Here is a 5664-nt window from a genome sequence, read left to right as displayed (position 1 = left end):
GATAACAGAGAAGCGCAGCTGAAAGGGCAAGATTTGCTAGAGCTAGTAATACAACAACTCTAACATAGTAGCTATGAAACTTCACTTTGAAAAAAGCTCTGCCATTTTGTTTCAATAAATATCCCACTAATAATAAACTAACAAGGGTGTAATAAGCGCATAATAGAATGGTCCCCAAAAAATCATTAATGGCATATTCGGTAACGATTTTTCCTAACAGACATGGGAATGAACGAAAAAAGATGACATAAAAAAGAAGAGGAGAGGCAAGTAGAAGTTTTTGTTGATACTGATTTGACACCTGATATTTCTCCTATCTTACTGTTTATAAACTTTTAAAAGCACCAACACGATGTAGATGAAATAAATGCCTGTATAGATTAATTTTTGTTGATAATTGAGAACGTTTAGTAATATAAAGCGTACCCAGATATAAGTAACTGCCAATAATGTTAACAGATAACCATATCGTTTTATGAATTTTTCCATAATATCTCCTTTTGTATTTATTGAGCAAAGAAAACAAATGCAATCAGATGCCAGCTCAGATAAATATTCCACGCCATGTGAACAAGAATTGATGGATAAATCGAACGTGTTTTTCTAAAAAGAATCGCTAAAATTAAACCAAGAAAAGCATAGTTTTTAAATACCTCTAAACTAAAACCATAAGAAGATAGATGAGCTACTGAGAACATTACAGCAGATAGTAAGCAATCTAAGTAAAACTTTGATTTCTCAAAAAAACTAGTCATCAAAACACCACGATAAACTAACTCTTCTAGGATTGGTCCGATGATAAAGGGTTGTAATGCTACCAAAAACGCCTGCGGTGAGTGACGGAAAAATAGTAAATCGTTCTTTATATCTCCACCAACAAATAAAAGTTTATTGAAGTAGGTGTATATCACCCCAAAAGCAAGCAAAATTAATAAATAGTCTAAAGGTTTTAGCGATGTTATTGAAATATTTCTGGTCTTATCCGTCTTAGGTAAATGACTAATACCACAACAAACAGAATAGTTAAACTATTAAGAAAGGGGTAAAAATAATCTGTTAATGGTAAATCAAACCGTTTTAAAATAGTAAACATTACAAACTTCAATCCAAATAGATGACAATAGATAAAAAATATTGCCAATAGTTTTGGAACTAGTAAGTTCTTTAGTTTTTCTATCATAAGTACTCCTTTAATAAGATAGTTACAAGTTATTTTATCAGAATGTATCATCTTTTTTTATCCAAGTCATAAAATGTTGTTTTTTAGTCGTAAACAGTCAAATTTTAAAGAATGATGACCATTCACGACTGATTTTTGCTGTGTGATGACTTAGAAAAATTAAAGCCAGCCATTTATTATGGCTGGACTTATCAAAAATCTTTTAATAGCTTGTCTTTGTAATAATTAAAGAAAGTTTTTTTGCCGATAGTGCTGATTGTTTTGCCTTGTAAACCATATTTTAATTTGGAGCTATCTTGTTTATCAACGGTGGCTAGTGCTGTCACCTCAAAGACATTTCCTTCTTTGGTTTGTGTGGCGGAACTTGCGATTTTGCTGATTTTGCCAGTGATAACAATGGCGTGATTGCTAATTTTTTCAAGGGTTAGGCGAACAGTCTGTCCTTTTTTCAATTGACTAACATGAGTGGAGTCAACGTAATAGCGGATAGCAACTTGCTGTGTTTTGGCAATATCTGGGTAAATCTCTGCAATCTGACTGCCTTGTGGCAAGAGCGTTTGCCCTTCAAATTCATCAGAAACATGTAAAATGCCACTTTGACTAGCTTTTAAAACGGTGTCAGTTTTGGAGAGATTTGTCTGGTCAAGCTGCGCTTGCAAATTTTCTTTTTCTTGAGTAATTTGCGTAAGTTCTGTTTCAGCTTGTGTCAATTCCTGCTGACGCAAGCTTTCAATTTGATTAGTGGCACTAGTGTCATAACTTCCCGTTGAATAATTGGAAGCAGCTTGTGTTTGCAAACTAGAGATAGAGGCATTAATGCTATCAATCTGCCCTTGTAGGTCTGTTAAAAATTGATTTTTAACGCTTTCTTTGCTAGCAGAATTGTTGTCAGTTGATCTGCTTTGTGTATCAATTGTTTGAATTTGGCTAAGATAGCTATTAAGAGTAGCTGCATATGGATTATTGCCAGATACGTTTGTTTTATCAGTTTGAATAGCATCTTTAACTTCTTGATATTGACTGGCTTGGGTTTGTAGGTTAGCAATCTGATTGGCGATAGCTGCATTTGCTTGGTTGACACCAGCTTCTTGTTTAGCAACTGATTGGTTTGATTGAGAAACTTGAGCAGTAATTGTTTGAGATTGATTTAAAAAACGCTCAACGGTTGCTGAATAACCAAATTCATCATCACCTGTAAAAAGGTTTTGTCCTTGCTTTAGACTTTCTTTCAATTGATTGAGTGCCTCTTGTTGACGTTCATATCTTTCGATTTGTGTTTGAATGGCATTAAGTTGACTATCTTCCAATTTGTCGGAGTATTGGATGAGTAGATCCCCCTTTTTGACTGCCTTATTTTCACTAAGATTATTGGTTAAAACGGTGTTATTGCTACTTGATTGGACAACAGCGATGACTTTTGTTGGTCTAATACTACCAAGTGTCGTAACGGTAATTTCTTTTTTACCAATGAGAGAAAAGGCAAGGAGAAAAAAGACCAAGAGTGTCATTGGAATCACTAAGACAGTCGCAAAATTATGATAACGCCTATGATAAAATTCAGCAGATTGAAATAATTTAGGATTCATATGGTCTCCTTTTATTCATGAAATAACTGTGCATAGAAACCTTGATTTTGGATGAGTTGTTTATGATGCCCTTCTTCTATAACTTGTCCTTTATCTAGAACAATGACACGGTCAGATTGTTCAGCAATGCTCAAACGGTGGGCAACAAAAATAATAGTCTTGTCTGTGAGAGATAGTAAATTTTTAATCACACGTTTTTCCGTTAGAACATCAAGACCACTTGTGGCTTCATCTAAAATCAAGACGGGAGCTTGTGTCAGTAAAGCGCGTGCTAAAGCTAAACGTTGCTTTTGCCCACCAGATAAACCAGCACCATCTGAAAGTTCGGTATGGTATGCTAGTGGCGTCGATTCAATATCAGCACGGATTTCAGCGATTTCACAAGCTTTCAGAATTTCTTCTTGCGTGATATTGTCAGGTGCTCCCAAGGTTAAATTTTCTAAAATCGTCCCTGAAAAGACGTAAGACTGTTGTGGTAGGTAATTAATGTATTGGCGAATGGCTTTTTTATCAATGGTTTTTAAATCGTAGCCACCAAGGGTAATCTGTCCATGGTTAGGTGTGTAAAAATTGACAATCATTTTAGCTAAGGTTGTCTTACCAGAACCGCTGATACCAACTAGGCTAATTTTTTCACCCTTCTTAATGTGTAAATTCACATGACTCAGTGTGTCACGACCAAAACCATATTTATAAGAAACATTATCAAAGACAATATCTCCTTGTAGAAAATGGCTGTCATTTAAGAGTTGTCTGCCATCAAATTCAGATGACACTAAGTAAACTTCGTTGAGACGATTGTTAGCTACTTTGGCAGATTGTAGTTTGGTTTGCAGATTAATAATATTTTCCATTGGTGTTGTAAAGTACGACAGAAGCGTATTGTAAGTAATCAATTGACCTACTGAAATGTTCCCAGCCATGACTAAATGTGAACCATACCAGAGAATGACGACGTTTAAAATCAGCTGTGCTCCCTGTTTTAACGACGTTTGCACAGCTTCATACTTACTAAGCGTAAAACTTTTATCCAAATAATCCACAAATTCACGGTCAATATTTTGATAACGGACTTCCTCGCTAGTCAAAGATTTAATTGTTTCAATACCATTGATGTCTTCGATAATCGCAGAGCTAACCATAGAATTGGCTTGCATGACATCGTGATTCATTCGCTCAAAAGGCTTCATAAAAGCCAAAATAATAATAGCATAGATAGGCAATGCTATTAAGGTGATGAAAAAAAGATTGGCATTTTGCAGAATTAAGACACTTCCGACAATAAACAAAATACTCACATCTAAAAATAAAGAGAGAATCGTTGATGCCAGTGCATCAATAATCGAGTTAGCATCGGTGAAACGTGAGATAACTTCACCTGTCCGCCTTGTGGCAAAAAAGGACATGGGCAATTCAAAAATATGACGAATATAAGACAAAATCACGTCAATTGTTAACCGTTGGCTCAGCACAACAAGTAAATAATTTTGTGAAAAGCTCATGATTTGTTGCATTATGTAGGTTACAATCAACCCAACCGAGACAATGCCAAGAGTGGATTGCAAATGATTAGGAATATAGTCGTCTAAGATTCCTTGCAAATAGTAAGACCCAACAATATTAATCAAGGTCACGAGCAAACTTGCCAGGATGATATAAGTTAGCAGTGCCTTTTGTTTGAAAATAATTGGTAAAAAGCTTGTTAAGCCATTTTTCTTATCTTTATGCGGTTGATAATGCGGAGCAGGCGCTAAAAAGATAGCAACTCCAGTCCATTCTTTGGCAAAATGCGTTTTGGACATTTTAGTGACCCCAACGCTCGAATCAGGGTCACCGATAACAAGATAGTCTTTTTTGGCTTTGTAGATAACATAGTAATGCGGGAGTTTGCCTTCTTTATTAACATGAACAATAAAAGGATAGGGAATATCAGCCATATCAAACAGTTCCATATTAGCCTGAATGGCGCGTGTTTCAAAGCCAATTGCTTTAGCTGCCTCAACTATCCCTAATGCTGTTGTCCCTTCCTTAGTTGTTTTGGCTAATTCTCTCAAATGAGCCAGCGAGAAATCTGATCCATAATGTTTGGCAACTGATGCCAAAGCTGCCACACCACAGTCTCGCAAATCAATCTGACTAACATATTTATATCTTCTCATAACCTTTCCCTTTTAAAAATGAAACTAGAACTATTGTGCCATAAAACAAGATTAAAAAACGCCCAAGTCGTAAAAAGTCAAAAATAGGTCGCAAACGGTCAAAAAATCATGAAAATATGAAAAAATTTCCCATTTACGACCTAAAAACAACAAATTACGACTTGGGTAAAAAAAGATGAAATATTCTGATAAAATAAATTTTGTCAATCGCGATGACAAAAAATTATTGGGAGGTATTCAAATGAATACAAAAACTTTTGAACAATTTGATGTAATGACAGACGCAGAACTTGCTAAAGTTGAAGGTGGAAATCAGGTATTTGCCGGTGGTGGCGGGACATTAAAACCTGATAAACCATGGTGGACAAAAATTGACTGGTGCTCAATTGCTAGTGGTGCTAACGGAGGAATGATTGTTTGTTAAATCATCTTTTTTCAGATGATTACAGAGGAAAGCAAGTGTTAATACTTGCTTCTCCTCTTCTTTTTTATGTCATCTTTTTTCGTTCATTCCCATGTTTGTTAGGAAAAATCGTTACCAAATACGCTATTAATGATTTCGGTGGAACCATTCTACTATGTGCTTATTACACCCTTGTGAGTTTATTATTAGTGGGATATTTATTGAAACAAAATGGCAGAGCTTTTTTCAAAGTGAAGTTTCATAGCCACTATGTTGGAGTTGTTGTATTACTAGCTCTAGCAAATCTTGCTCTTTCAGCTGCGCTTCTCTGTTATC

At 35.4% G+C, this 5664-nt stretch carries 4 protein-coding genes and 2 pseudogenes; 2 read left to right on the top strand and 4 right to left on the bottom strand.

Annotated features, from left to right (window positions below; genetic code table 11):
* From B4D49_RS02930 to B4D49_RS02915, 4 genes and pseudogenes are all read right to left on the bottom strand, one after another.
* A pseudogene (locus B4D49_RS02930) lies at nt 1-301 on the bottom strand (CPBP family intramembrane glutamate endopeptidase); the annotation flags it as partial.
* 205 nt (nt 302-506) lie between these two features.
* On the bottom strand, nt 507-911 hold the full coding sequence (locus B4D49_RS02925; protein WP_286783132.1) for a CPBP family intramembrane glutamic endopeptidase: 405 nt from the start codon (nt 909-911) through the stop codon (nt 507-509).
* A 460-nt stretch (nt 912-1371) separates the two neighbouring features.
* Nucleotides 1372-2766 carry a bacteriocin secretion accessory protein gene (locus B4D49_RS02920; protein WP_132869752.1) on the bottom strand — a complete coding sequence of 465 codons (1395 nt, stop codon included), beginning with the start codon at nt 2764-2766 and terminating at the stop codon, nt 1372-1374.
* A gap of 11 nt (nt 2767-2777) precedes the next feature.
* A complete protein-coding gene (locus tag B4D49_RS02915; RefSeq protein ID WP_286783131.1) occupies nt 2778-4925 on the bottom strand; it encodes a peptide cleavage/export ABC transporter in 2148 nt (715 codons plus the stop codon).
* 241 nt (nt 4926-5166) lie between these two features.
* On the opposite strand from B4D49_RS02915, the gene B4D49_RS02910 reads away from it, so the two are divergent.
* Entirely contained in the window at nt 5167-5349 is a 183-nt protein-coding gene (locus tag B4D49_RS02910) for a bacteriocin (protein ID WP_249927663.1), read from the top strand.
* Nucleotides 5343-5664 (top strand): annotated as a pseudogene (locus B4D49_RS02905) (hypothetical protein); the annotation flags it as partial. The gene B4D49_RS02910 and the pseudogene B4D49_RS02905, both read left to right, overlap by 7 nt.

Source organism: Streptococcus sp. UBA4344, assembly GCF_002393675.1.
GTDB lineage: Bacteria > Bacillota > Bacilli > Lactobacillales > Streptococcaceae > Streptococcus > Streptococcus vicugnae.
This window is presented reverse-complemented; position numbering and strand designations above follow the sequence as displayed.

Coding starts and splice junctions, on each gene's coding strand:
- B4D49_RS02920 (WP_132869752.1), bottom strand. CDS start 2,766: ATGAATCCTAAATTATTTCAATCTGCTGAATTTTATCATAGGCGTTAT.
- B4D49_RS02915 (WP_286783131.1), bottom strand. CDS start 4,925: ATGAGAAGATATAAATATGTTAGTCAGATTGATTTGCGAGACTGTGGT.
- B4D49_RS02910 (WP_249927663.1), top strand. CDS start 5,167: ATGAATACAAAAACTTTTGAACAATTTGATGTAATGACAGACGCAGAA.